The 24,583-nt window shown below is 56.7% G+C and carries 14 protein-coding genes; 13 read left to right on the plus strand and 1 reads right to left on the minus strand.

Going from position 1 to position 24,583, the window contains the following annotated elements:
• The first annotated feature begins 222 nt into the window (after positions 1-222).
• The 4 genes from NSQ46_RS02485 to NSQ46_RS02500 all read left to right on the plus strand — a co-directional run bounded on the left by NSQ46_RS02485 (position 223) and on the right by NSQ46_RS02500 (position 6,186).
• Entirely contained in the window at positions 223-429 is a 207-nt protein-coding gene (locus NSQ46_RS02485; protein ID WP_007132258.1) for a hypothetical protein, read from the plus strand.
• A 371-nt stretch (positions 430-800) separates the two neighbouring features.
• Complete coding sequence (locus NSQ46_RS02490) at positions 801-1,883, plus strand: trypsin-like peptidase domain-containing protein (protein ID WP_210093976.1); 1,083 nt, start codon at positions 801-803, stop codon at positions 1,881-1,883.
• Positions 1,880-3,811, plus strand: a complete 1,932-nt coding sequence (locus tag NSQ46_RS02495; protein WP_342576301.1) for a copper amine oxidase N-terminal domain-containing protein — start codon at positions 1,880-1,882, stop codon at positions 3,809-3,811. Before NSQ46_RS02490 ends, NSQ46_RS02495 begins: the two co-directional genes overlap by 4 nt.
• A 419-nt stretch (positions 3,812-4,230) precedes the next feature.
• On the plus strand, positions 4,231-6,186 hold the full coding sequence (locus NSQ46_RS02500; protein WP_342576302.1) for a translation factor GTPase family protein: 1,956 nt from the start codon (positions 4,231-4,233) through the stop codon (positions 6,184-6,186).
• A gap of 117 nt (positions 6,187-6,303) precedes the next feature.
• Here the strand turns inward: NSQ46_RS02500 and NSQ46_RS02505 are convergent, their stop codons facing one another.
• A complete protein-coding gene (locus NSQ46_RS02505; protein ID WP_342576303.1) occupies positions 6,304-7,521 on the minus strand; it encodes an MFS transporter in 1,218 nt (405 codons plus the stop codon).
• Between the two features lie 423 nt (positions 7,522-7,944).
• Here NSQ46_RS02505 and NSQ46_RS02510 point away from each other — a divergent pair, with 423 nt between their 5' ends.
• The 9 genes from NSQ46_RS02510 (at position 7,945) to iolD (ending at position 24,526) form a co-directional block, all read left to right on the plus strand.
• Positions 7,945-9,042 (plus strand): DNA alkylation repair protein, encoded by a 1,098-nt coding sequence (locus NSQ46_RS02510; RefSeq protein WP_342576304.1) that lies wholly within the window; start codon positions 7,945-7,947, stop codon positions 9,040-9,042.
• Between the two features lie 297 nt (positions 9,043-9,339).
• Positions 9,340-11,853: a U32 family peptidase gene (locus tag NSQ46_RS02515; protein ID WP_342576305.1), complete on the plus strand. Its 2,514-nt coding sequence runs from the start codon at positions 9,340-9,342 to the stop codon at positions 11,851-11,853.
• A 276-nt stretch (positions 11,854-12,129) separates the two neighbouring features.
• Positions 12,130-14,436, plus strand: coding sequence for a helix-turn-helix domain-containing protein (locus tag NSQ46_RS02520; RefSeq protein ID WP_342576306.1), 2,307 nt, complete (start codon positions 12,130-12,132; stop codon positions 14,434-14,436).
• Between the two features lie 519 nt (positions 14,437-14,955).
• Positions 14,956-16,578 (plus strand): extracellular solute-binding protein, encoded by a 1,623-nt coding sequence (locus tag NSQ46_RS02525; RefSeq protein WP_342576307.1) that lies wholly within the window; start codon positions 14,956-14,958, stop codon positions 16,576-16,578.
• 96 nt (positions 16,579-16,674) lie between these two features.
• Positions 16,675-17,577 carry an ABC transporter permease subunit gene (locus NSQ46_RS02530; RefSeq protein WP_007132249.1) on the plus strand — a complete coding sequence of 301 codons (903 nt, stop codon included), beginning with the start codon at positions 16,675-16,677 and terminating at the stop codon, positions 17,575-17,577.
• Between the two features lie 25 nt (positions 17,578-17,602).
• The gene (locus NSQ46_RS02535; protein WP_007132248.1) at positions 17,603-18,478 is read left to right on the plus strand and encodes a carbohydrate ABC transporter permease; all 876 of its coding nucleotides are present in this window, start codon (positions 17,603-17,605) and stop codon (positions 18,476-18,478) included.
• A gap of 25 nt (positions 18,479-18,503) precedes the next feature.
• Positions 18,504-20,279, plus strand: a complete 1,776-nt coding sequence (locus NSQ46_RS02540) for a hypothetical protein (protein WP_342576308.1) — start codon at positions 18,504-18,506, stop codon at positions 20,277-20,279.
• Complete coding sequence (locus NSQ46_RS02545; protein ID WP_342576309.1) at positions 20,276-22,510, plus strand: glycoside hydrolase family 88 protein; 2,235 nt, start codon at positions 20,276-20,278, stop codon at positions 22,508-22,510. The genes NSQ46_RS02540 and NSQ46_RS02545 overlap by 4 nt, the downstream gene beginning before the upstream one ends.
• Before the next feature lie 150 nt (positions 22,511-22,660).
• Entirely contained in the window at positions 22,661-24,526 is a 1,866-nt protein-coding gene (iolD, locus tag NSQ46_RS02550; RefSeq protein ID WP_342576310.1) for a 3D-(3,5/4)-trihydroxycyclohexane-1,2-dione acylhydrolase (decyclizing), read from the plus strand.
• Positions 24,527-24,583: the final 57 nt, after the last annotated feature.

Raw genomic sequence — 24,583 nt, forward strand, 5'->3', positions numbered from 1 at the left:
AGAACAATCCGCCATTGTAGCGGCCTTTGTGTTATGTTACCAAGCCCCAAGAATATGATTATTTTCACGCCAAAAACGAAGTGACTGGTTAAATATGAGAAATTTCTATGACTTTTTTTCATTTTGTGGTCACTGGGACTTGCATCTTGGCGGACTCACGGATAACATAGAAGAAGATATGCAAATTTGCCCGAGAAAGAAACTCACGAGGAGGTACGTCTCATGTTCCTTGCAGCTGTATCGGATGCAACTGCCAAGTTCAAGTATTTCGATATCTTTATGATCCTGTTCACCATTCTCATTTTTGTTGGTGTGGTTCGCTTGTTGATGGCCCGCCAAAAAAATAAATTCGCAATCGCTTTCGGTATCGTCAGCTTGCTCGTGTTCCTGTACTCGGACTACGCGATGGTTACCGGTTGGTTCAAATAGTTAAACCGCGTACGGACGATCGTAATGAATGGTCATGACGAAGGGATAATACATACAAACAAGACGCCGCCTGCATGGAGCAGGGAGAGCGTCTTTTTGTGTTCTGATCGGCTGATATACCGGGCAATGTTTAGAAACTAGATTGAGGGTCCGTGGACGGCTGACGTTTTGCGAGTTGATGCGGGAACAGGAGGGGATGCAACACTACAATCGTATTGGCAGAAATTATTACGCACCTGTCTTGCATTCCGTTCAATAGTGCACATGATATAGGTCTTAAAGTCATGGTTGCATATGGAAAAATATGATAAATTATAGGAGTGACCGTGAAACGGGATCGAGGATGGGACCGGGGAGGAACAGGTGAACAAATGAAGAGACGCGGATACAAAGTATCAACGGCGCTGCTGCTGAGCACTGCGCTCATGCTAGGAAGCCATGGGGCCATTCTGGAAGGGGAGGCTGCAGCGACAGAAAGTTTTATAGTCAAGAGTACATACGAGCCAGAAACGGTACCAAGCGTGATTAGCCGATTATCGCCGTCGGTAGTAGGCATTATCGGTAAAGTGGCCCAGGGAACACCGGGCGAAGTGGATGATCGATATAATCTGGCGCACGGAACGGGCGTCATCTGGAAAGCGGACGGCTGGATCGTAACGAACGCCCATGTAGTGGACGGGCTAAGCGGCATTACCGTCGTTACGTCCGACGGCAAGTCCTATAAGGCAAAGGCTGTTTTTAGCGATCCGAAGAGTGATATCGCACTCGTCAAAATCAACGCCAAGTCCCTCAAGCCAGCTGTGTTCGCGGTAACCGCCCAGGAGGCAGTGGTTGGCGAGACGGTCGTTGCAATCGGTACGCCGATCTCGTTCTCGCTCCGCAACTCCGCTTCGGTCGGGGTGGTCAGCGGGCTGAACCGGAGCGTTGACGGCTCCTACCGATTGATTCAGACGGATACCGCAATCAATCCGGGAAATAGCGGAGGACCGCTTGTCAATTTAAAGGGCGAGGTCATCGGCATCAATAGCAAGAAATTCGCCGCTGTCGGCATCGAAAACATGGGCTTCTCCATTCCGGCGGAAACCGTCCGGTATGTTGTCGATCATCTACTGAAGTACGGCGAGGTTCGGAGAGCCACGCTTGGGCTGGAGCTGGAGGAAAGCTGGTCCGCCATTGTCGGGCTGCCTTCGGATGACCCGCTGACGGTCACCAAGGTGCTGTCCGCCGAGGCCAAGAAGGCTGGAATAGCGGAGGGAGACGTGCTGTATGGCATCAATGGAAAGCGTGTCTACTCCGTGGTGGATATTAATGAGCGGCTGAAGTCCTACACGCCGGGACAGCAGGTTCGCCTGCTGATGCAGCGGGACGGGGATATTGTAAACGTCAGCCTGAAGCTCAGCCGGGACGGCGCTTCCGCTGTATCGACTGACGATGAGGGAGGCGAAAGCGCATGATCAAGGGAGAGAAAACCGGAATATCGCGCGGGCTGAGAAAGATGGCTGTCGGAGCTTTGTCATCGGCGGTACTGCTGGCAGCATTATCGATTCCGGCATGGGGCGATGCGGCATCGGAGAAGCGGGTGCTGACGATTCAGAGCGGCAGCAGCAAGGCTTCGGTCAACGGCAATGCGTACGAAATCGCGAAGCCGGTTGTGAAGCAAGGCGTGCTGATGGTGCCGCTAAGCGTATTCAAGAAAGCGTTTGGCACCGAGATTCGGCTTGAAGGAGAGAACCGGGTTCGGCTGCTGCAGGGGCCCCACACGGTCGTGCTTGTGATCGATAACAGGACGGCCTGGATCGACGGCAAGAAGGTGCAGCTGCCGGCTGCCCCGACGATGGTCTCCGGAACGCTCATGGTACCGCTGCGGAACGTGGCATCAGGGATCGGCGCTAAGGTAACCTCGGCTCAAGGAAAGCTGTCGATCAGCCTGACCATTACCGATAAGGAAGAGAAGCGCGATGAGGATGCGATCAACACAAGCAACGGCAAGACCCGAATCGGCAACAGCTATTACGGCTGGAGCATCAATTACCCGTCCTGGATGATGGTCGGGCGAGGCTCGGATGATGAGAGCGGGACTGCATTCAATGACACCGCGGGCCGCTATTACCTGGAGGTGCATGTAACCCCGCAAGAGGTGGAGCTGGACACGGATGATCTCCTCGAACAGCTGGTGAAGGAGGTCGAGGCATCCGGCGACATCGTGCTGCACGAGGAGAAGGTCGAAGCCGGAGCGCTGCCATATGCCCGCATTGTGTCCCGCGACGTGGACGGCGTGCTGTGGGAAAGCCGGCAGTATTATGACAACAAAAAGTTGTACGAGCTGTATTTTGCGGATGCGGAGGCGGTCCACTATCGTGATATGGATAAGCATGCAGGGCTACTCGGTTCGTTCCGTACCTCGTATAACGGATCGGATAAGTCGCTTAAAGATATCTCGACGGTCGTGAACGGGCTGCGCGAGGCCGGCAATGCAGAATACGGCATCCGCCTGATGGTGCCGGCCGGCTGGCAGATCGACAATCGGGAGATGCTGTACGGGGCCGAGAAACAGGGATACTTGTCCGTATCGGTCACATCGGCGCCGGCCGGAGCGAACGGCACGCTGGCAGCCTGGGCGCAGCGGCTTCAGGATTGGTTCGCGGAGTCGTTCGTGAAGGATGCGTACCAGATTATTGGCGTAACGCCTGTCGAAATTTCAGGGGTCCGGGGACAGGTTCAGGAAGTGCGGTATACGTACGGCGACAAGTGGATCACGGAGTATGAAGTGATGGTTCAGAAGAACGGCTACCGCTACTATTTGGAATATGCGGTGCCGGAAGGGCAGGAAGCCACGGCCGCGAGTTGGAAGAAGGTGCTGGAATCGGTGGAAATCGATTATGAGGCGGTACCGGAGAACTTCGGACGAATCGGTGAAGAAGGCTTCCTCACGGACAAAACGCGGATGAGCGCGAAGAGCTCCCGGACATATCGCTATCATATTGATATTCCAAAATATTGGGAGCCGGTGCGCGACCAGTTCGAGCAGGAGAATATCGAATATGCATTTGCCGGAGGCCGGTTCGAGCTTGCGGTTCAGCAGGACACAACCGCGGAATACGTGGTTAGCCAGCTGAAGCGTTACTACAATGAAGCCGCATCTGTGCCGGGCGCATCGTTTAAGCTGCTGGGGATCGAGCAGACGAAGGTTGCCGGTGTTCCGGCGGTGTCCTTCAATGTGCATCAGGTCAAGAATGGCATTGAATATACGACCCGGGAGCTGGTGTTCGAGAACGGGGGCAACACCTATACGATCATCACCACGCTGAATGATGCCAATGCAACGGAAGCCCAGCAGGCTGCACTCGACCGGACGCTGTCCTCCTTTGAGTTCGTCAAGTAATGTCCACGCAGGGCTAATGGAGTGCCGGGATAATGAGTTAACCTTATGAGGTTCCGAGTTGATGAGTTAAATTGAAATGAGGGCCATCGCGGCCCGGGCCGAATCGCTGTTCCCAAAGAGCACCTCTTGGTGCGGGGACGGCGATTTTTTTTGTGCAGGAACAGCGATTTTTTTGCTATGGAGCTTGTGTTGGGTGAACCGGGAGGATGAGGGGGAGAAAGGGAATGGATTCGGAAGAATCCAATCGAACCGATCGAAGCCATCAAAACGGAATGCGTTCTAAGTGAAAGATGCCTGGGCGCCTGCTGGCAATAGCGATTACGACTGCCGTTACGACAGTTCCTGCCGGCGGCCCGCTGTGATACAATAACACCGACTTGCAAGGCATGAATACCGGGTAGAGGAATGAGGGGATCGCATTGAACAAAACGATCGGTCTGTTCGCCCATGTGGATGCAGGCAAAACCACGCTGGCGGAGCAGCTTCTATATTTAACACATGCCATTCAGGAGCGCGGACGGGTGGATCACCGGAATGCTTATATGGATAACCACGATATTGAAAAAGAGCGGGGCATCACGGTATTTGCGGATCAGGCGATCATGCCGTTTCAAGGCTCGACCTATTATCTGATCGACACGCCCGGCCATGTCGACTTCTCGCCGGAGATGGAGCGGGCCATTCAGGCTATGGATGCCGCCGTCGTCGTGATCAGTGCGGTGGAAGGCGTGGAAGGTCATACGGAGACGGTGTGGCAGCTGCTGCGCAAGTATGGGGTGCCGACCTTCTTTTTCCTGAACAAAATCGATCGAACGGGTGCAGATCCCGAAAGGGTGCTCGAAGAGATCAGGCGGGAGCTTACTGAAGATGTCTGTTTGATTTCCGAGGAAGACAAGCTGCATGAAGGTGTGATGTCGCTCTCTCTGGCAGAGGCCGTTGCCGAACGGGACGAGAGACTCCTGGAGCAGTATATCGACCAAGGGTTCGATGCGGGCACATGGCTGAGTGCAATGAGAAAGATGATTCAGGATGGACGATGCTTCCCGTGCTTTAGCGGCTCGGCTCTGCAAAGTATCGGCGTGTCCCACTTTCTGCTCCAGCTGGACAGCCTCCTTCATACCGATTATGACAGAGAGGCGGAGTTCTCCGGCCGGGTGTACAAAATCCGCCATGACGATCAGGGAACCAGGCTGACCTATATAAAAGCTTTGAGCGGCAAGCTGCGTGTACGGGATGAAGTTACCTATCACGGCGGCCCTGCCGGCATGCGGGAAAAGATCACCGGAATTCGCCTGGTTCACGGCAAGAAATTTACCATGGTCGATGAGGTCAGCGCCGGGGACTTGTTCGTGGTGACCGGGCTGTCATCGGCAGCGGCCGGGGACGGCTTGGGGGCGCTTGGCGGCAGAACGGTCTATGAGCTCGTGCCTACGCTGAAATCGAAGGTACAGTTCGATTCCTCGGTCCATCCGAAGGACATGCTGCGGATCTTCCGGCTGCTGGATGCTGAGGATCCCTCCCTGTCCGTCCAGTGGGATGAGGCTTCCCAGGGCATCCATCTCCATGTCATGGGGACCATTCAGCTGGAGGTGCTGCAGCGGATCGTGGACGAACGGTTCGGACACCGGATCGGATTCGCCGAGCCGGAGATATTATATAAAGAAACGATCGCCCATCCGAGCATCGGCAGCGGGCATTTCGAGCCGCTCAAGCATTATGCGGAGGTTCATCTGAAGCTGGAGCCGGGAGAGCGGAACAGCGGCATCGTGTTTGCGAACGCATGCCATCCCGACATGCTGCCGGTGAACTACCAGCATCTCGTCGCCCAGCACATCGGCGAGCGGGAGCATCATGGGCTGCTCACGGGCTCTCCGTTGACCGACATGAAGATCACGCTGTTAAAAGGACGGGCGCATAACAAGCATACCCATGGCGGGGATTTTCGCGAAGCGACCTTCCGCGCGCTCAGACAAGGGCTGGAGAAAACGACGAGTTTGCTGCTGGAGCCGTATTATCAGTTTAAAATCAAAGTGGAGCTCGAGCACATCGGCCGGCTGCTGTCGGATCTGACACAGGCCAAGGCGACGTTCGAGCCGCCGGACACGACGGGAGACAAGGTGACGGTAACAGGCACCGCCCCGGTCTCTACCCTGATGAATTATGCGATGGAATTGGCGGCCTATACGAAGGGGAGGGGAGCGATCACCCTGACCTACGGCGGTTATGACCGCTGCCATAACGAAGAAGAAGTGATCCGCCGAATCGGGTACGACAAAAATGCCGACCCCGAGTACACCTCATCCTCCATCTTCTGCGCGAAGGGAGCGGGCTATGCGGTACCATGGGATGAGGCGGACAAGCTTATGCATGTGTAAGTGTGGAAGTGGCCGAGCATTAGCATGCGGAAGTCACGGAATGGGTCATTGTAAAAAGAAAGGAGCGGGGCGCATGAAAGACGCCTCGCTCCTTCTCTGTATAATAAGTTGTACACCTTAGGAAGATGCGGATGTTTTGTTCTTGGCGGGCAGGGGAGACTGTCCCGAATTGCGCATCGTCCAGTACGTGATCACCGTCGTAATCAGCATCAATAGGCCGGTCATCATGAATACGGAATGAATGTTGAAGATGCCGCTGACCAGACCGCCGAAGAGCGGACCGGCCATGCCGCCGATTTGGTTTGCCGTCTGGCTCAGGCTGAACGCCCGGCCCCTGAACTCGCTTGGCGTGTTGCGGACGACCAGGCCGTTCAGCGCCGGGAAGACGGCACAGAAGAAGGCCCCATAGACAAATCGGATGGCGGAGAACGCCCAAATATTGCTGAACAGCATCTGCGCCAGAGACCCGATGCCGCTGGCCAGAAGACCGATCAGCAGCACTTTATGAAAGCCGATTTTGTCGGCTAGGCGCCCCCAACGGGCGGCAAACAGAATGCTGGCAATACCTACGATCGAAAAGACGAATCCGGCAATCATGGAGGTGTGGCTCGACGAGCCGCCGATCTGCGCGATATACAGCGGTAATACGGGCTCAATCGTCATGACGGAGAACTGCGTCAGCAGGGTGAGCGCCAGCACGGTCAGCAGCGCTTTGTTATGACCCGCGACTTTGAACGTATTCACGACCGACACCCGCTCCTTGCTCGGCACGAACTTCTCTTCCTTGACCCAGAAAATGACGAGCAGCGTAGCGATAAAGCAGAGCACCCCGGCTAGTCCGAACGCCATGCGGTTGCTAAAGAGGGAGGCGAGGGTACCGCCGATCATCGGTCCCATAATGCCGCCGGTGGCGGTTGCCGTTGACATCATGGAGAGCGCGTAGCCGACTTTTTTCTCAGGAGTATTCGTGCCGACAATGGCAATGGCCCCCGGGATAAACCCGGACAGCAGCCCCTGAAGCAGGCGCAGGATCAGCACCTGATACTCGTTCGTGACGAACGCCATCAGCACATAAATGACGAAGAGCACCATGCCCGCCCGAATAATCATCGGTTTACGGCCGTATTTATCGCCGACCGCTCCCCAGAACGGCGAGGAGAGCGCGCCGGCAAAAAAAGCCGAGCTGAACAGCAGGCCCGACCACATTTCCGTATGCTTGGTAACGCCGAGCTCAATCAGAAACAGCGGGAGAAAGGGAATGACCATTGAGAAGCTTGATGAAACGATAAAAGAACCGAACCATAGAATCCATAAATTTTTCTTCCAACTTTCCATGTCTTCTTCATCTCCTGATGTGCATGATTCGTTCATCTTCCTCTGCGGATGCTGAATCCCCCCTGTCTCCTATGCAAAATGCGGTATGTATGAAAAAGCTCTGGAACTCCTGATAAAAAAAGTTTAAAGAAAATGGAAATCGAGTTTGCCCCGAACAAGACCCGTACAGCAAAACGCCCCCCAAATTTGGTAAACTGGAATCATCCCAAGCATCCAGGTACCTTCCTCAGCGACAGGCGTCTAATAATTTCATCCTACACCACATGATATGGAATGGGAAGGGCACCGAGCACGGCGCTTCCGGTCGCAGGGCGTGAGGGATTACGGGCGGGAAGCCGCATGGCTGGCGCGATTATCGCCCTTTGGATGGAGCGAAAATGGGCAGGAAATGATAGCGAAAATTTTTTTCATAAGGAGATCGACATGCGAGAAACCTTAAAGGATTTATATACGACAGAATTGCTGCAAACGGTGGCGGGACGAATCGGGGAGGTATATGCCGGGTTCGATGAAGGCCGGTTTCTGTGGCTGATTCATAATGAAGCCTGGGAGCAAGAGGAGTTCAAGCAGCGTGTCCGCCATATTGCGATGGCGCTAACCGAAGTGCTGCCCGGCTCGTATCCGGAGGCGGTTACGATATTGACGCAGGCTGCTCCGTTTTTCCGGGGCGTGGAGTATATTTTCTTCCCGGATTACGTGGAGCTGAACGGAATGGATCAGTGGGAAACGTCGATGGAGGCTCTGGCGGTATTCACGCATTATTCGACTGCCGAATTTGCGGTGCGCCCCTTCGTTATCCGGGACCAGGAGCGAATGCTGGCGCAGATGGCGGCGTGGGCGGAGTCGGATGACGAGCATCTGAGGCGGCTTGCCAGCGAAGGCATCAGACCCCGTCTGCCCTGGGCTTCCCAGCTGCCAAGCCTGATCCGCGACCCGCGGCCGGCGCTGCCGATCCTGGAGCGGCTTAAAGAGGATCCGTCCCTGTATGTCAGAAAAAGCGTGGCGAACCATCTGAACGATATATCGAAGGATCACCCCGAGGTGGTGCTGGAGCTGGCCACGAATTGGTACGGCAAGCATCCGCTGACGGACTGGATCGTCCGGCATGCTCTCCGGAGCTTGCTGCGCAAGGGGGATATCCGGGCGCTTGCGATTTTTGGCTATCAGGAGCTTGAGGAGCTGGAGGGCATCGAAGTTCGCGAGCTCAAAATCAAACGCCCGTTGATCGCGGTAGGGGAGGAGCTGGAATTCAGCTTTCAGGTTGTGAACGATACGGGAAGTCCGGTATCCTTGCGGATCGATTATGAGATCGATTATATGAAGGCGAGCGGCAAGCTGGCTCCCAAGCGCTACAAATGCTCGGATAAGCGGTATGCGCCGGGAAGCTGGACGGTGGAGAAGAAGCAATCGTTTAAGCTGATATCCACGCGGCGATTTTATTCCGGTGACCATCGGCTTCATATTATCGTTAACGGCAAGCGGCTGGCGAGTATGGATTTTGTCCTGGAGGGGGCAGAGTAGGGGAAAGTCGCGTGCGGATTCTGGCAACACTATTAAAACGGTGGAAATCAAGCAAGCAGGTAGAAGCAAGGCCCGACTTCTGGTACACTAGATAAGTTGAAAAGCTTTCAATGCTTTTACAATAGATGGTATAACGAATCGTCGTATATTCTATGAAAATGAACGGTGTTTGATGAGGGGCAGAATGCAGGGAAGAGACAGGAGACCGTCTTGATTAACTGCTTTCGCCTTTTCGTAGAGCACAAGAAGAAAGTATATATAGCATGCCGGCCTGGCGCCGGTTGATGGAGGATATCGATGGACATAAAAGCGTTGCGAAGAGAAGACGTGGAGCTGCTGGCGCCGGCAGGCGATTGGGACTGCATGCGGGCGGCCGTGGCGAACGGCGCGGATGCGATTTTTTTCGGCGTCGAGAAGTTTAACGCCCGGGCGCGGGCGAACAATTTCCGGATGGACGAGCTTCCCGAGATTATGGCATTCCTGCACAGCTATGGGGTTAAGGGGTTCCTGACCTTTAATATCCTGGTGTTTGAGAACGAGCTGGAGGATGCCAAGGAGCTGATCGATGCGTGCGTGGACGCCGGCGTGGACGCGGTGATCGTGCAGGATTTGGGGCTCGTGAAGCTGATCCGCGAAATCTCGCCGGATTTCCCGATACATGGCTCTACCCAGATGACGATTACGTCGCCGGAGGCGGTCGAGTTCACGAAGCCGTTCAATATGGAGCGGGTCGTGCTGGGACGGGAGAACAATCTGAAGCAAATTCAAAAAATTGGCGAGCAAGCGAAGCTGCCGATGGAAGTGTTTGTGCACGGTGCACTGTGTGTATCGTACTCGGGACAGTGCCTGACCTCCGAAATGTGGGGCGGCCGTTCGGCCAACCGCGGCGAGTGCGCGCAGGCATGCCGCCTGCCGTATGATCTGATCGTGGACGGGGAGCAGAAGCCGATGGGCGATGTGGCATACCTGCTGTCTCCGAAGGATCTGGCGGCGATTGACCTGATGCCGGAGCTGATTGAAGCGGGCGTGACCTCCTTCAAGATTGAGGGCCGTCTGAAGAGCCCTGAATATGTGGCGAACGTCGTGAGCAAGTACCGGAAAGCCATTGACCGTTATTTCGACGGCGAGGATGCGCGTCCGAGCAAGGAAGAGGTCCGCGAGCTGCAGCAGAGCTTCTCGCGCGGCTTCACGCATGGTTTCCTGGAAGGCACGAATAATAAAAAGCTGGTTGAGGGCACATTCCCGAAAAGCCGCGGCGTGTATCTCGGCCGGGTGGAGCAGATCCTGCGCGACGGCGTCGTCTGCAAGCTGGAAGCGCCGCTGAAGCGCGGCGACGGCATCGTATTCGATGCAGGCGACCCGACGAAGAAGGAAGAAGGCGGACGCGTCTATGACGTGCGCCGTAAAGGCGTCAAGCTGGAGGGCGAGGCGCAGGAGGGCTGGATCATCGATATCGTGCCGGGCCGCAGCGATGTGGATCTGCGCAAGGTCCACGTCGGCGACCGGATCTGGAAGACGAGCGATCCGGCGCTGGACAAGCGCCTCCGCCAGACGTTCGAGACGGACAAGCCGTACCGGGTGTTCCCGGTGCATGTGCGGGTGAGCGGACGTCCGGGACAGCCGCTGTCGACCTGGTGGACCGATGTGCAGAAGGGCACGACGGTACAGGTGGATTCGGAGCTGGAGCTGGAAGTCGCCCAGAAGCGGCCCCTGAATCGGGAGATTCTCGAGGAGCAGCTGGGCCGCCTGGGCGGAACGGTGTTCCAGCTCGAGGAGCTGGACGTCGACCTGTACGGCGACGTCATTGTGCCGATTCGCGAGCTGAACAGCATCCGCCGCCGTGCGGTGGAACAGCTTGCGGGCGAGCGGCCGAAGCCGCCCGTGTACGTGAAGCGGGCGGTGGAGGTATATGGCGATGCAGCTTCGCCTGCAGCGCCGGTGGCGCGCGGGGAAGCGCAGCTGACCGCGTTGTGCCGCAGCCTGCCGCAGGTGCAGGCTGCGCTCGAAGCCGGCGTCGAGATGATCTACGCCGACTTCGAGTTCATCAAGCAGTTCCCGGCAGCGGTGGAAGCCGTCCGGGCAGCCGGCAAGCAGATTGCGCTGGCTACGCCGCGCATCCACATGCCGGGCGAGAACGGCTACCATAACAACATCCTGCGCCTCCAGCCGGACGCCGTGCTGGTGCGCAACACCGGGGCGCTGTATTTCTATCTGCGCCACCGGATGGAGAACCCGGGGGCGAAGCATCCCCGGCTGATCGGCGACTTCTCCTTGAACATTGCCAACCACAAAACGGTTGACCTGTTCACCGAAGTCGGCTGCGACGTCGTCACGCCTTCGTATGATCTGAACATCCAGCAGATGGTGGATCTTCTTCGGAAGGCGGACACGTCGAAGATGGAGATCGTCATCCATCAGCATCTGCCGATGTTCCATACCGAGCACTGCGTGTACTGTACCTTCCTTAGCGAAGGCACGGACTACACGAACTGCGGCCGCCCATGCGAGGCGCATCGGGCATCCCTGCAGGACCGGATCGGCATGTCCCATCCGGTGCGGGTGGACGAAGGCTGCCGCAACACGGTATACAACGCCATTGAGCAGTCCGGGGCGGAATACCTCTCGAACTTCATGGAGCTCGGCGTGCCGCGCTACCGGGTGGAATTCCTGGAAGAAACGCCGGAGCAGGTTCATCAGGTCATCGATCTGTACAACCGTGCTCTGCGCGGAGAAATCAGCGGAACCCAGGTGTGGAAAACGCTGAAGGCGACCAACCAGCTCGGCGTTACGCGGGGGCAGCTAGTGAAATAAAGGGAGCCCGGAAGGATTGCGTACAGCTGGCGAGCGATCCCCTGTACGATAATAAGAGGACGCGCAGCGTTTGCAGCATAGCGTTCCCATAAAGGAAATAAAACGCGAGGACGCACAACGTTCGAACCAAGCGATCCCAAGCGTGTGAATAAGAAGGAGTGATGCCGGTGCGGGCATCACTCCTTTTTTTAGCGTCCAGATTGTCGTCTGAAGGCAGCAGCTTCATCCAGAGGTCCTTTCACCAGGGACACCCCTCTTTCAGAGAGAGACAAGAACGTGCTACAATATAGCACAAGCATAAGTAAAACGCTTAACCTGGAAGAGAAAGGACTGAACCCTTTGCAGCACAACTGGTATCGCAAGCTGCTTCTCTCCTATTTTCCCATTTTCCTCATTACGATTACGATCATCGTGTTTCTTTCTTTCATTATGTTCAACGAAGCCTCTCGTGAAGAGGCGGCCAAGGCGAACGGGATTTCCACGCGGTTTATTATGGAAGACCTGGACCGCTCTATCAATGCCATTGAAATGGACGTGCTGAACGAAGTGGAGACCAGCTCCCTCTACTCCAGCTATCTGTTCAGCGACCCTTCATCCGATCAGAACCTGATGCACTCGCTGGTGAAGCGCCTGCGCGGACTGCAGACGGGAAGCGGTCTGATTGAATCGGTCTATTTGTACCGTCACTCGGATCAGTCGGTGCTAACCACAAGCGGCCAGAGTCCGCTCCAATCGTTCCCGGACCGGTCGTTCATCGAGCAAGCTCTGAAGGAGCCCGATTACCGGGGCTGGTCGGCCGTGCGCTCCATGACGGGCCTGGGCGAAAGCAAGCCGAAGCAGGTCATCTCCATGCATAAAAATTTGCCGCTCCCCTTCGGCACTCAGGGTCTGCTTGTAATCAACGTCGGCATCTACCGGGTGGAGCAGATGATCAATCCGATGATAAATGACAGCGTTTCCTTTTTGAATATTCTGGACTCCGGCGGAGAGCTGATCTTCGAAGCGTCCCGAATGGGAGGGGATAACCGGGCCAAAGAAGGCAAGGTGCTGACGACGCTGCAATCGGATCAGCTGGGGTGGACGTTTGAAAGCGGCCTCCGGGCGGGCCAGCTCTATGCCTGGGTGTCGGTCGTGTCCTACATCTGGATCGTGATCGGCTTTGTGACCGTGGTGCTCGCCATTATCTACATCGTTTATATTACCAGACGGAACTATCAGCCGATCAAAGCGCTGATGAACCGCGTGGAGTCCATTCAGCTCAGCATGCCGCAGGCGGCCAAGGATGAGCTGTCCATGATCGACAGTGCGCTTGAGAGCCTGATCAGCCGGTCCATGGATTATGACAAAAAGCAGCACGAGAATCTTCAGCTTCAGCGCAGCCAGCTGTTTATGGACCTGATCAGCGGGCAGAAGCCCGAGGAGGAGCTGCAATCCCGCATGGCCGAGCTGGCTCCGATGCAGCTGCCGGCGAAGACGGCCGGTTATGCCATGATGCTTGGCGAAATCAATGATTACAGCGGTTTTCGGGACGTTCATACCGTCCGTGACCAGAACGTGCTGAAGTTTGCGCTGATGAACGTGTTCCAGGAAATCTCACGCAATGCCGGCTTCCACAGCTGGCTCGAATGGATTACCGGCAGCCGCGTCGGTATTCTGATCGCATTGCCCGAAGGTGAGGCCGGTCATCGCGAGGGTCTGATCCACGCTGCCGAGGAATGCAGGGGCTGGGTCGAGGACAAGCTCCGCATGTCGGTGAGCTTCGGACTGGGCGGCAAGGTTGCCGGCCTCCATGAGATCGGAGCATCGTACCGCTCCGCCTCGGAGGCGCTTGGCCACAGGCTGGCGATGGGCGAGCATGCCGTGCTGGTCGGCGACGAGCTGTCCAAAGGCGATTTAAGCCATCTGCTTCCTTATCTGACGGAGATTTCGGAGCTGGTGAAGGACTTCCGCTTAAATAACGAAGGCTGGAGAACCCGTCTGAAGAACATGTTCGTTTCGTTCAAAGAAGAGCGGCTGAAGGATGATATCATCCGCTCTCTGGTCAAAAGCATGCTTCAGCTCCTCTCCCGGGAGGTCGGCGCGTTATCCGACGAGCTGCGCAGCCAGCTGTCGGAAGGCATGGAGCCAGTTCTTGCCGGTGCAGCGACCCTGGAAGAGCTGCAGGGCAGAATCAGTGACCACTTAACGGAAATATACCGCACTTACGTAGCGCTCAGCGAAACGAAAAGCTATCGTGCCATGATCAGCGAGATGAAGCATTATATCGAGGAGCATTTTGAGGATCCGGATTTATCCCTCAAGCATCTCAGCGACCGTTTCCAGATCTCCGGAAAGTATGCAAGCTATCTGTTTAAAATGGAATACAATATGAAGTTCGTCGATTTTCTGGTGCAACTGCGGATGGAGCGGGCGGAGGAGCTGCTGGCGAATACCGAGCTTTCAACCCAGGAAATTGCGGAGAAAATCGGGTATGCCAACGCGATAACGTTCGGCCGGGTGTTCAAACGGACGGTGGGGATGACGCCGGGGGATTACCGCAAGCTCAAGATGAAGGCCTCGCCGGGTGCGGAGCTGGAATCCTAGAAGGCGGTTGGATGAAGAAAACGTTCTGGATTCCTAGAAGGCGGTTTGGATGACGAAGGGTTCGGATTCCTAGAAAGCGGTTTGGATTACGAAAATGGTTTATCGTATATATGGATCAAGCAACGGGTGCAGAACATTCCAAAGCGGAAGCTGCACCCGTTTCGTATTTTACGAATATCGGGCATATCGTAGCCTGTCAATCACACTGGATCGGGAGTCGCAGCTTGGCAGCAAACGCCGGTGCAGCAGGGCATTCAGCCATCATTTGAAATCGGTTTATTATGCGAAAACAGTCATTCGATATCCGAAAAACCTTGTAACCGCGGGGTTTGTAGCGTTTGGAATTTGGTTTATTGTCATTCGCCGGCCGCTAAGGCATACTGAGGACACCCAAAAGGTTAAGCGCTTACACTGGTGGCAGGCGAAGCCGGATTCCCGGCTGTCCCCGCAGGACATTTTCATTAAAAAAGATCGGCGCGAATCGGCAGGGACATATTTAAACGAAAAGGGGATGTAACTATGGCGGCAAGCAAGAAAACGTGGGGCAAGCTCGCAAAGCTCTCGCTCGTAATGCTGATGGCCGGAACGGTCGTATTATCCGGATGCTCTTCAAAATCGGGCGGCAGCACCGATACCTCAGGCGGAAGCTCCGGATCCAATGATGGTAAGCAGGTCACGCTGAAGGTCGAGATCTTCGACCGCGGCAATACGCCGGAGCCGTACACGATCACCGACAGTTACCTTACGAGATATATCCAGGACAACTTTGGAACCCCTAACAACATTAAGATGGAATTCGTACCGGTACCCCGTTCGGAAGAAATCAAGAAGCTGAATGTTCTCATGGCCAGCGGCGGCGACGTGCCGGATATCGTGTTTACGTATGACACGCCCACCTTCAACCGTTATGCCGAGCAGGGCGGTTTGACGGAGCTGACCGATCTGATCAACGAGCATGGCCCGAATTTGAAGGCGTTTCTCGATGAGGACGCGATGAGCTACGGCCAGTACATGGGCAAGCAGTTCGCCGTTCCCGGAAAACGGGCATTCCTGGGCAAGTATTCTTCCTTTATCCGCACGGATTGGCTGGATAAGCTCGGCATGGATGTTCCTCAAACGACGGAGGAGCTGTACGAGGTGCTGAAGGCTTTTAAAGAAAAGGATCCCGGGGAAACCGGCGGCAAGGTTATTCCTTTCGGCATGACGATCGAACCGGCGCAATATGATCCGCTGATCTGGTCCTTTATCCAGCCGACCACGGAGGAGCAGAAGTACACGTTGATTCAAAAGCTCGGGGCCAACGACTACCCGACTCTGCTGCCGGGCTTCAAGGATGCGCTCCAATTCATGAACAAGCTGTACAATGAGGGGCTGATGAGCCGCGATTTCAGTTTGGACGAGGACAAGAAGCAGCTGACCCAGGATGTGACAAACGGTCTCGTAGGCTTTTTGACAGAGGATTATCCGAACCTGTATTACGCGGACGGCACCTATGATACGCTGCTGAAAAACCAGCCGGATGCCAAGCTGGAGCCGGTGGACCCGTTCACCAACTCCGAAGGCAAGCACTCAAAGCCTGAGTACGCGCCAAACGGCATGTACATCATGATCCCGAAAACAAGCAAGCATGCGGTCGAAGCGATCAAATACCTGAACTGGATGGCGGACCCTCAGAATCTGCTGGCTCTGCAAAACGGCGTGGAAGGCGAAAACTACGAAATGGTCGACGGCATTCCCGTCATCAAGCCGGACGCCCCTCAGGATGTGATTGACCGTCTGTATAACTCCGGCGATATTGCCATTATTGCCAACGGCAACTTTGTCGGCGACGATGCGCAGAACCGGGAGAAGCTGACCACCAACTTTCCGCAACGATTCCAGGATCTGCACCGCAAGGCAGTGGAAATCGCGGCGACGGATACGTTCAAGCCGGTCAACTTTGACCGTCCGATCGAATCGGAAGCGAAGTACGGCACTAACCTGCAGGCGAAATACGAAGAGATGATCGTCAAGACGGCCATGGCCAAACCGGAAGACTTCGAGAAAACCTTCGAAACCACGATGAAGGATTACATGGTCAGCGGCGGTCAGGCGATCCTCGACGAGCGGACCAAGGTTTATCAGGAAATGCAGTCTAAATAACAAGATAATCCGCAGCGGGATATGGGGAAGGACGGCTGTCAACGTTGAGGCCGTTCCTTCGTTCCCGGCGTCATGAGCAAGGAGAGGATGATTCAGATGAGTGGAACCGTTTATCTGCGCCGGTACTGGCAATTATATGCACTGCTTGTTCTGCCGCTGGTTTATTTCATCATTTTCAAATACGGCCCGATGTGGGGCGTTCAGATCGCGTTTAAGGATTTCAACTTCTTCCAAGGCATTACCGGAAGCGAATGGATCGGGCTGGATGCCTTCCGTGAAGTCTTCCAAACCCAGGATTTTTATAAAACATTGCGCAACACGCTGATGCTTAATCTGTTAGACCTCCTGGTTTCATTTCCGGCGCCTTTGATTCTGGCGATTATGCTGCATGAGCTCCGGATCCGATGGTTTAAACGGTTATCCCAAACGATTTTGTATATTCCCCATTTCATTTCATGGGTTATTATAGGCGGCATTGTGTATCAGGTGTTCGGCACGCAATCCGGCATGATCAACAACGTGCTGATGGCGCTTGGCTTTGAATCGGTGCCTTTCCTGACTGACAAAGACACGTGGCTTATTACTTACCTGGCAACGGGCGTATGGCAGAGCGCAGGCTGGGGAACCATTCTCTATCTGGCGGCATTGACCGGCATCAATAAGGAGCTGTATGAAGCGGCGGAGGTGGACGGAGCGGGCCGGTTCAAGCGGATACGGCATATCACCCTGCCGGGCCTGAAGACCACGGTCGTCACGCTGCTCATCATCAACCTCGGCAATATGATCGCGATCGGCTTCGACCGCCCGTTCGTCATCGGCAATAAAGCGGTCATGGATTATTCCGACGTGCTCAGCACCTATGTGTACCGGACGGGTCTGGAATCCGGACAGTATACGCTGGCGACGGTGGTCGGCTTGTTCCAGGCGGTGGTCGGTCTGATCTTCCTGCTGGGCGCGAACTACGCATCGAAAAAGCTGACGGACGAATCCATCATTTAACGTTGTACAGAAAGGAGCTTCACCCATGAGCGAGCGTGTGTCGAACCGTGTTTTTGATACCGTAAACATTATCCTGCTTGCGGTGTTCGTTCTTATTTGCCTGGCACCCTTCTTCCATATTATCGCGATATCCTTCAGCTCCAACCGGGCGGTAACGTCGGGGGACGTGACGTTGTTTCCCGTGGAATTCAGCCTTCAGGCTTATCAATCCGTATTCTCCGATTCCAGCATGATCCGGTCTCTTGGCTTTACGGTGATGCTGACGCTGCTGACGACGGTGATGTGCATGATAATGACGATTATTGCCGCTTACCCGCTGACGAAAAAGAAGCTGAAGGGCCGCAAATTTTTCATGTTCATTATCATCGTGACCATGTTCTTCAGCGGGGGCATCATTCCGGAGTACATCCTCGTAAAAGACTTGAACTTGTTGAATACGATCTGGTCATTGGTACTTCCGGGATTGATCAGTCCGTTCTATCTCATCATCCTGATTTCCTTCTTCAACGGTATTCCGGAAAGCCTCGAGGAAGCAGCCGAGATTGACGGCACGAGCCAGATCGGGACGATGCTGCGGATTATCTTGCCGCTATCCTTGCCGGTGATCGCGACCCTAAGCCTGTTCTATGCCGTCGGGCGCTGGAACGGATTTCAGGACACGCTCCTGTATATCACGAAGGAAGAGCTCTATCCGCTGCAGCTGAAGCTGTACCAGCTGGTGCAGAACAATATGATTACGGATTTGACCCGCAACGAGGGACCTTCCGCAGGTATTAGAGCAGCCACGGAAAGCCTGAAAGCGGCGAGCGTCGTGTTTGCCACGGTACCGATTCTGATCGTGTACCCTTGGCTGCAGCGTTACTTTGTCAGCGGCGTTATGCTGGGAGCGGTAAAAGGTTAAGGATGACGGAGATCAGGGGGAGCTTATGATGTATAACAGGGTTTTTGAAGTGAACGACAGCTGGGTGCGGGAGGCGATGGACCGCCAGATCATGGAGCCGGAGCACCGCTGGTACGGCGGGGTCCGCACGATCGAGAACGGGCTGCCTTCGACCAACCATAACAGCGGGACGCCGACCGCCATGGCCATCTGGGCCGCCGCGCTTTGCAATCCGGCATCCGAATATTACCGCAATCACGAGCTGGCCCGTCGATTTGCGCTTGCCGCGCGTTACATGCTTGCGGCTCAGCATAGCGACGGCACGATATCGCCCGGCTGGACGAATTTCCATTCCCCGCCGGATACCGCCTTCGTGGTGGTTGGTTACGCGCAAACCGCGCAGCTGCTTATGGCTGACGGCTGGGAGGACTTGAAGGATGCGGTTGCGGATATGCTCCTGTTCCTGGAACGGACCTTGCCCGCGCTGATTACCGGAGGCTGCCATACGCCGAATCATCGGTGGGTCATCTGCGCGGCGCTGGGCTTCTTGAACGAGCTCTTTGATTCGCCGGACGCCTTGAAGCGGGCCCGGGCGTGGCTCGCGGAAGGCATGGATGCCACGGCGGACGGGGAGTGGACCGAGCGCAGCAACGGGATTTACAACGTCGTCAGCGATGTCATGCTGATTCATGCGGCCAGGCTGCTGAAGCGTCCGGAGCTTCTGGTGCCGGTCCGGGCCAACCTGAAGATGATGTCCTATCTGGTCCACCCGGACGGAGAGATCGTCACCGAATATTCCGGCCGGCAGGATTTCGGCCAAAGCTTCGATATGTCGGGGTATTTTCTGCCGTGTCTGATGATGGCTTCACTGGACGGGGACCCGGTATTCCAAGGCATGGCCGAACAGTCGCTGGCTTTGCTGAAGCATCCCGGCGGAGCGCCGACGAATGCCGCCGTGCGGCTGCTGCTGGATCCAGGGCTTCTGCGTGAAGGTGCGGAGACGAAGCCGATGCCGGAGAATTACCGAATCGTGCTGAACGGTGATTTTCCCAGGGAGCGCTATCTGTCCGGCTTTGCAGACGCCGGCCATCACGGCGTTATCCGCTACAGCCGGATGCACACGGATTTTGGCGCCCCGGTGGCGCGAATCCGCGAGGGTCATACCAGTGTGACGGTAAGCACGGAGATGTCTTCCTTCTTTTCGCTTCGACATGGTGCGGCCCGCCTGCTCGGCGTGCAGTTTGCCTCGTATTTCGAGCCCGGCTTCGTCAAGATGAGCCGGATGGCACCGCTGGAGCAGGGATACCGGCTATCCGGCGAACAGGAAAAGGGCTACAACGGCCCGGTGCCGGAAGCCGATTTGCCTGCAAGCGCAGGCGAAGACGTCAGCCCTTGGTACTTGCTGCCGCATCACTGCCGCCCACAGACGCATCTCCAGCGGCACAAGGTGGAGGTGGATGTGGTGGAGACGAGCGAAGGCTGGAAGCTGGTCATTTCCTCGACAGAGCCGGAGGATGTCGTGTCGCAAATCTCGCTTATTTTTCCTGCTGCCGGAGCCCTTAGCGGCGGTGAGCTTGCTCCTGCGGGCGTGGATACCCAGTTCTGGATGGGAGGGAGCATCCGTTATGAAGCGGGCGGCGACTGGATGGAGATCAGTGGCGCCGGATTTGAGCATACGGCGGCAGGCGTCCGGGAAGCGGCGTATCCGCTCGGGTTCCGTACGCTGCTGCTGAATGTGGTGACTCCGTTCGTGAAGGAGATTGATATCAAGCTTTCTCCGATGGCAGCGAACGGCCGAACGGAAGGAGGCGAATCTTCATGACAAGCTATATCGAGACCCGCGAGAGCATCCGGTATTGGCTCGGCGATGATGATGCCGGCATTCTGAAGACGATTGCCGGGCGCTACATCGGGGCGAACCCGGAAATTCCGTTCGCGCTTCGGTCGTTCGCTTGTACGGGGATTCTTCAGACCGGAGAAGGGTTCTACGACTTTAACTTCGGCGACTGGTTTCGGGATGCGAAGCAGGGGGACGCTGCCTTTGCGCTTGGTCTGGTGTGGAGCGACGATGAACGGTCGCTGGATGCCGCGATCATGCCGTTCAGCCCGGTCCGCTTCTATCTGAACGAGCAGCTGATGTACCGTTCAGGAGCCGAGGACGAGATGAAGCCCTATGCGAAGATTGTCGTTCCGCTGGTGCTGAATCCGGGCTGGAACACGTTGTTGATTGAGGCGCGCAGGACTGAGGCCGGATTCGGCTGCCGCTTTGGCGCTCAGGAGGGCAAGGTCCGAATTCTGCAGGTGCTGTCCCCGTTTGCGGACCGGAAGGGAGCCGCCGGCTGGGCGTATGCCGGGCCAATGACGGCCGGCCTATTCGGCGAAAGCGGCCGCTTTCCGAACGCTCACGGAAGCGAAGACGAGACGGGTTTGAGCTGGCTCCCGGTTACAGGCTGGAGCGAGCAAGAAGCGATGAAGCCGAATTTTGAGCGAATGTTCGGCTTGCCTGGGGCAGCGGTATCGGGGTATGCCTGGAGCCGATTGAAGGTGCCTGCCGCCGCCGATCCGATTGAGCTTAGGGGCCGTGCTTGGGGCAGGCTGCAGGTCCGGATCGGCGGACATCCTGTACCGGTCCTAGACCTTCAAGAGGGAGGAGACTTCCGCTGTGAGCTGCCTGCCGCGAGCTGCCAAGGGGATTTGCTGGTCCGCTGCAGCAGCGGGCCGTCCGGATGGGGATTTCAGCTTCAGGCCTATCATGCGGGGGAAGAGCTCGAATTCGTGCTCCCGGTTCCGGTACAGGGGGCGCCGTCTCCTTGGTTGTATGCCGGCCCGCTGGCGGCAGCGAAGGAGGAAACGCCGGAGGAGGTGTGCACGGTCAAGAGGCTGTTCCCGCTTACGGACGGCCGCGGCTTGACCGGATGGTCCCTGGATGCGCCGGGCTGCCGGGTCAGGCCGTTCTATGAGAACGCCATGCTGAGCAACAAATGGACCTCCGGCTCGGCCACCAACTTCGGGCGCTGGGACTATCCGCTCGGCGTGACGATGTATGGTCTGCTGCAGACCGCGCGAGTGTTGGGACGGCCGGATATTGCGGAATATGCCCGGGCACATATCGGCATCTGCACGTCATGGTACGAATACGCGGTCTGGGACCGGGATACGTACGGCTTTCCGTCCATTAACCATCAGCTGGTGCTGATCAAGATGCTGGACAACTGCGGTTCCTTCGGCTCCGCGATGCTGGAAGCCTATGCGGAAAGCGGCGGCAGTCCGGAGGATTTGAAGGTCGCGGAGGTCATTGCGGATTTTATGGCGAACCGCCTGGAACGCCGGGAGGACGGGGCTTTTTACCGGCTGTGCGTTTCCGAATATTCCGCGGATACGATGTGGGCGGATGATCTGTACATGAGCACGCCGTTCTTGTCGCGGTACACCGGGATTACAGGCGATTCCTCCTATCTGGACGAAGCGGCAAGGCAGTTTCTGAGATACCGGGAGTATCTGTTCATGCCGGAGGAAGGCGTGATGAGCCACGTATTTGATTTCAAATACGGGAAAGCGACACGGATACCGTGGGGACGCGGAAACGGCTGGAGCCTGTTTTCCCTATCCGAGCAGCTGGAGCGCCTGCCGGACGATCATAAGGACCGCCCGGCACTGCTTGGATTTTTCCGCGAGCTGTGCGCCGGGATCGCTTCCTATCAGGGCGAGTCAGGACTCTGGAGACAGGTTATTACCGATCCGGAGGCTTATGAGGAAGCTTCCTGTACGGCGATGTTCGCTTACGCCTTTGCCAGAGGCGTGAGGTTTGGCTGGCTGGAGAATCCCGGACGGTTCGCCGAGGCCGCCATTCGGGCATGGCAGGGGCTGACCGAGCATGCCATCGATCGCAGCGGCAGCGTGCATGGGGTGTGCAGCGGGTCCCGTTATTCCTTTACGGGGGACTATTACAAGCATGATCTGCTTACGGTGCTGAACGACAACCACGGGATCGGCATCATGATGCTGTCGTGCGTGGAAATTATGAAAATGAAAGGCATGCAGGGCCTCCAGTAAGGCATACACTTTCGTTAAAGCGCTTAATCCGCCAAAGGATATAAGCGCTTCGGTGCACTAGGTTAAGCGCTTAATTCATAGATGGCTTTCCCGCTATCCCGCTTTCCCGTTTGGATTCAAGAGAAGATGAGCGAAAAGGAGATGAACCGGTTGACAACGACAAGATTAACGATGGCACAGGCGCTGCTGAGGTTCCTGGATGCCCAGTATGTTTCTGTCGACGGAGTGGAGACGAAATTTGTGCACGGGGTGATGGGGATTTTCGGGCACGGCAATGTGACCGGCCTTGGCGAGGCATTGGAACGAAGCGCGGGGGACCTGGTTTATGTGCAGGGCAAAAACGAGCAGGGCATGGTGCACACCGCGGCGGCCTACGCCAAGCAGAAGAATCGCCGGCAGATTTGGGCCTGCACCTCATCCATCGGTCCCGGTGCCTTGAATATGGTTACCGCAGCAGCTACGGCAACGGTGAACCGCATTCCGGTGCTGCTGCTCCCAGGCGACAATTTCGCCTGCCGTCAGCCTGATCCGGTGCTTCAGCAGATCGAGGCCCCGTCGGATTATACCGTTTCGGCGGCCGATGCATTCAAGCCGGTGAGCCGGTACTGGGATCGGATATCCCGGCCGGAGCAGCTGATCGCAGCGGCACGGCAGGCGATCCGCGTGCTGACCGATCCAGCGGAGACGGGGGCGGTGACGCTGGCGCTGCCGCAGGACGTGCAGGCTGAGGCGTATGACTATCCGGATTCGCTGTTCGAGAAAACCGTTCATGTCATCGATCGACGCCCGCCGTCGGCGGAAGGGCTGCAGCGGGCAGCCGCACGGATTGCCGCGAGCAAGCGCCCGCTGATCATCGCCGGAGGCGGCGTGCATTACAGCGATGCAACCGGGCAGCTTGCTGCTTTTGCAGAAGCCTTCGGAATCCCAGTCGCCGAAACGCAGGCCGGCAAAAGCGCGCTTCCCTGGAATCACCCCTTGAACCTGGGGGCGATCGGCGTGACCGGCTCGCTGGCGGCGAACCGTACCGCGGCAGAAGCGGATTTGATCATCGGCATCGGCACCCGGTATACGGACTTTACGACGTCCTCCAAATGGGCGTTTCAGCGGGAGGATGTTTCGTTCCTGAACCTGAACGTCAACGGTGCGGACAGCGTTAAGCTTGGCGGCGAAGCGCTGGTGGCCGATGCGAAGGAAGGTCTAAAGGCACTGCATGCTAAGCTGTCGCAGGACGGCTATCAAGCCGCATATGAAGAAGGCGAGCTCGCCGGGCTGAAAGCGGAGTGGGACCGCGAGGTGGATCGGTTGTACGCCGCCGAGCATCCGGATGGCTTGTCGCAGACGAGGGCGCTTGGCGTCATCAATGAGGTCATTCCTCCGTCCTCGGTCATCGTCTGTGCGGCAGGCAGTCTTCCGGGGGACCTGCACCGATTATGGCGAGCTGCCGAAGCGAAGACGTATCACATGGAGTATGGGTTCTCCTGTATGGGGTATGAGGTGAGCGGTGCCCTTGGTGTGGCCATGGCAGAACCGGACCGCGAGGTCTATGCGCTGGTCGGCGACGGCAGTTATCTCATGATGCACTCGGAGCTGGTCACCAGCTTGCAGGAAGGTCGCAAGATTACGATCTTGCTGTTCGACAACCATGGCTTCCAATGCATTCACAATCTGCAGCGGAGCAACGGCAGCGACGGCTTCGGCAACGAGTTCCGCCGCCGCGAGGAGGGCACGGGCCGCCTGACCGGTGAATACCTCCCGATTGATTTCGCCGCGCACGCGCGGGCGCTAGGCGGCAAAGCCTACAAGGCTGGCACACCGGAGGAGCTGCGAGCAGCGCTGCTTCAGGCCCGGCAGGAGCCCGTCACAACCCTGATCGAGATTCCGGTGGTTCCGGGCACGAACACCGACGGCTACGAGTCCTGGTGGCGTGTGGAGGTGCCGGAGGTATCCGTATCGAGCAAGGTGACGAAGGCTCAGCGCGAGATGGCCGCCCGGAGCAAGGAGGCAAGGCTTTACTAGCGGCTGCAGCGGTAAGGAAGCAACTCCCTGCCGACAGCTGGAGCAACAAAGCAAGCG

This window comes from Paenibacillus sp. FSL M8-0142 (assembly GCF_038597315.1).
Lineage (GTDB): Bacteria > Bacillota > Bacilli > Paenibacillales > Paenibacillaceae > Paenibacillus_AQ > Paenibacillus_AQ lactis.

Excerpts from the sequence above, each read along its gene's own strand:
- NSQ46_RS02545 (WP_342576309.1), top strand. The coding sequence starts at position 20,276 with ATGACAAGCTATATCGAGACCCGCGAGAGCATCCGGTATTGGCTCGGC.
- NSQ46_RS02490 (WP_210093976.1), top strand. The coding sequence starts at position 801 with ATGAAGAGACGCGGATACAAAGTATCAACGGCGCTGCTGCTGAGCACT.
- NSQ46_RS02495 (WP_342576301.1), top strand. The coding sequence starts at position 1,880 with ATGATCAAGGGAGAGAAAACCGGAATATCGCGCGGGCTGAGAAAGATG.
- NSQ46_RS02535 (WP_007132248.1), top strand. The coding sequence starts at position 17,603 with ATGAGCGAGCGTGTGTCGAACCGTGTTTTTGATACCGTAAACATTATC.
- NSQ46_RS02505 (WP_342576303.1), bottom strand. The coding sequence starts at position 7,521 with ATGGAAAGTTGGAAGAAAAATTTATGGATTCTATGGTTCGGTTCTTTT.
- NSQ46_RS02510 (WP_342576304.1), top strand. The coding sequence starts at position 7,945 with ATGCGAGAAACCTTAAAGGATTTATATACGACAGAATTGCTGCAAACG.
- NSQ46_RS02515 (WP_342576305.1), top strand. The coding sequence starts at position 9,340 with ATGGACATAAAAGCGTTGCGAAGAGAAGACGTGGAGCTGCTGGCGCCG.
- NSQ46_RS02540 (WP_342576308.1), top strand. The coding sequence starts at position 18,504 with ATGATGTATAACAGGGTTTTTGAAGTGAACGACAGCTGGGTGCGGGAG.
- NSQ46_RS02530 (WP_007132249.1), top strand. The coding sequence starts at position 16,675 with ATGAGTGGAACCGTTTATCTGCGCCGGTACTGGCAATTATATGCACTG.
- NSQ46_RS02525 (WP_342576307.1), top strand. The coding sequence starts at position 14,956 with ATGGCGGCAAGCAAGAAAACGTGGGGCAAGCTCGCAAAGCTCTCGCTC.
- NSQ46_RS02485 (WP_007132258.1), top strand. The coding sequence starts at position 223 with ATGTTCCTTGCAGCTGTATCGGATGCAACTGCCAAGTTCAAGTATTTC.